Source organism: Bradyrhizobium sp. (genome assembly GCF_049586575.1).
In the GTDB taxonomy this organism is placed as follows: Bacteria; Pseudomonadota; Alphaproteobacteria; order Rhizobiales; family Xanthobacteraceae; genus Bradyrhizobium.
In genome coordinates this window covers 1-2,355 of record NZ_JBAVCF010000700.1, presented here as the reverse complement: position 1 = coordinate 2,355, position 2,355 = coordinate 1, and the positions used below count along the sequence as shown (strand labels likewise).

Genomic DNA, 2,355 nt, shown 5'->3' with positions numbered 1-2,355 from the left:
GGTGCGCAGGCCCTCGAAGGCCTGCGGCGAGGTCACTTCGTGCACCAGATGGCGATCGATATAGAGCAGGCAGGTGCCGTCATCGGCTTCGTGAACCAGGTGGTCGTTCCAGATCTTGTCGTACAGGGTTGTCGGTTTGGACATGAGCTTCATGCTCCTGAAATAGAAATCGTGAGAGGCGGAATCGCGCCGAAAGACCGGCAGCGCAGCATCAAAGCGCGCGCGTAAGTTCCGAGGTTGCCGAAGTCGCAAACCGCCCGAAGAAGCGGCCGGGCAGGCGCGAATGATCGTCGATGACGATCCGCCGGCAGACTGAACTGATGCGATTTAGAGCCATTTGAGATCGTATATAGCACGCGCGCCCGTCGACGCGAGCCATCTTGGCGATGGGCGGCTCTGCGAAAGATGATCGCTCACAGCCAACAAAAAAGCGCGGGGGCCAGCCCCGCGCTATTCGTAACCTCGAAACGGGTTGTCGTTACTCGTTGACGGCGGTCGCGCGCTCGGACTTCTCGACGATGCGGGCCGACTTGCCGCGCAGATTGCGCAGATAATAAAGCTTGGCGCGGCGCACCTTGCCGCGGCGCACAACCTTGATCGAGTCGATCATCGGCGACATCACCGGGAAGACGCGCTCGACGCCTTCGCCGTAGGAAATCTTGCGCACGGTGAAGCTCTCGTTGAGCCCGCCGCCGGAACGGCCGATGCAGACGCCTTCATAGGCCTGCACCCGGGTACGTTCGCCTTCGACCACCTTGACGTTGACAATCAGCGTGTCGCCGGGCCCGAAATCCGGAATGTCCTTGCTGGCGGACAATTTTTCGAATTGCTCTTTTTCGAGCTGTTGGATGAGGTTCATTTTAAATCTCCATCGGCGGCGCGCCCTGCCAAGCCGGGGGCTCGCGATCCATGCCGTCAGTTCTCGGAATTGGCGCTCGTATAAGGCAAAGGGTGAGCTTTGTCACTCCTTTGTCGTGCCTTTTGGCGCGCTTTCGTACGTGCCCCATAAATCGGGCCGTCGCGCTCGTGTCAGCGCCTCGGCCTCAGCCCGGCGCCAGGACGCGACCTTGGCGTGGTCGCCGGAGGTGAGGATTTCCGGGATAGGTTGCCCTTCAAAGGCTTGGGGTCGGGTATATTGGGGGTATTCCAGTAGGGATTCGGAAAAACTCTCCTCCGAGGCCGATTCCGCCTTGCCCATGACTCCCGGCAGCAGCCGCACGCAGGCATCGACCAGCGCCATGGCGGCGATTTCGCCACCCGACAGCACATAGTCTCCGATCGAGACCTCCTCGAGCTGGCGGGCTTCGATCACCCGCTGGTCGACCCCCTCAAAACGGCCGCAGACAATCAGCGGACCTGCTCCTGCGGCCAGTTCTCGCACGCGCGACTGGGTCAATGGCCGACCCCGCGGGCTCATCAGGAGGCGAGGTCGTCCGGGCACGATCTGGGCCGCATCGATGGCCGCCGCCAGTACATCGGCGCGCAGCACCATGCCTGGGCCGCCGCCGGCCGGGGTATCGTCAACGCTGCGGTGCCGATCGGCGGCGGAATCCCTGATGTCGCGGGTTTCCAGGGTCCAGACGCCCGAGGCGAGCGCCTTGCCCGCAAGGCTGACGCCAAGCGGCCCCGGAAACATCTCCGGAAACAGGGTCAGGATGGTGGCGCGCCACGGTGAGAGACTAGTCATCACTTCCTAATTTCGTCGTCCCGGACAAGCGAAGCGCGATACGGGACCTATAACCACCGCTGTCGATTTTACGATGGCTGGGGCAATCAGCTTAGCCAAATCTACAGCCGGTGGTTATGGGTTCCAGTCTCCGCGAGGACGACGCGAGGGGTCGGCGGCGTCAGGCTCGTCGCCCTCGATCTCCTCGGGCAATTCGATCACGACGCGTCCGCCGGCAAGGTCGATGGTCGGCACGACCGCGTTGGTGAACGGCAGCAGCATCGTCACGCCGCTTGGCGGCGCGATCTCGATGATGTCGCCGGCGCCGAAATTGTGGATCGCGAGAACGCGGCCGAGCGCCACGCCTGTCGTCGTCTCTGCTGCGAGGCCAATCAGGTCGGTGTGGTAATATTCGTCTTCTTCGGTCGCGGGCAGTTTCTCGCGCGGGACATAAAGCTCGATGCCGTTCAGACGCTCGGCCTCTTCGCGCGTCGTGACGCCCTTGATGGTTGCGACCAGATGGTCCTTGGCCTCGCGTGCACTCGTCACTTCAAACTGGCGAGCGCCGTCTTTGGTCGAGAGCGAGCCGTAAGCCTTCACCGCGAAAGGATCCTCGGTGAAGGTCCATAGTTTGACGGCGCCCCGCACGCCATGCGCGGCGCCGATCCGGGCGACGCAGACCTGTGCGG

General features: G+C 62.8%; 4 protein-coding genes. All 4 read right to left on the bottom strand.

The features are described 5' to 3' along the window. Positions 1 to 144 (bottom strand): aconitase family protein (locus WB528_RS25545; protein WP_423891943.1); only part of this gene is annotated, 144 nt, incomplete at its 3' end. 334 nt (positions 145 to 478) lie between these two features. Continuing rightward, a complete protein-coding gene (gene rplS / locus WB528_RS25540; protein ID WP_423891941.1) occupies positions 479 to 859 on the bottom strand; it encodes a 50S ribosomal protein L19 in 381 nt (126 codons plus the stop codon). A gap of 102 nt (positions 860 to 961) precedes the next feature. Next, positions 962 to 1,687 carry a tRNA (guanosine(37)-N1)-methyltransferase TrmD gene (gene trmD / locus WB528_RS25535; protein WP_423891938.1) on the bottom strand — a complete coding sequence of 242 codons (726 nt, stop codon included), beginning with the start codon at positions 1,685 to 1,687 and terminating at the stop codon, positions 962 to 964. A 114-nt stretch (positions 1,688 to 1,801) separates the two neighbouring features. Further along, on the bottom strand, positions 1,802 to 2,355 hold a 554-nt coding region (rimM, locus tag WB528_RS25530), incomplete at its 5' end, for a ribosome maturation factor RimM (protein WP_423891937.1).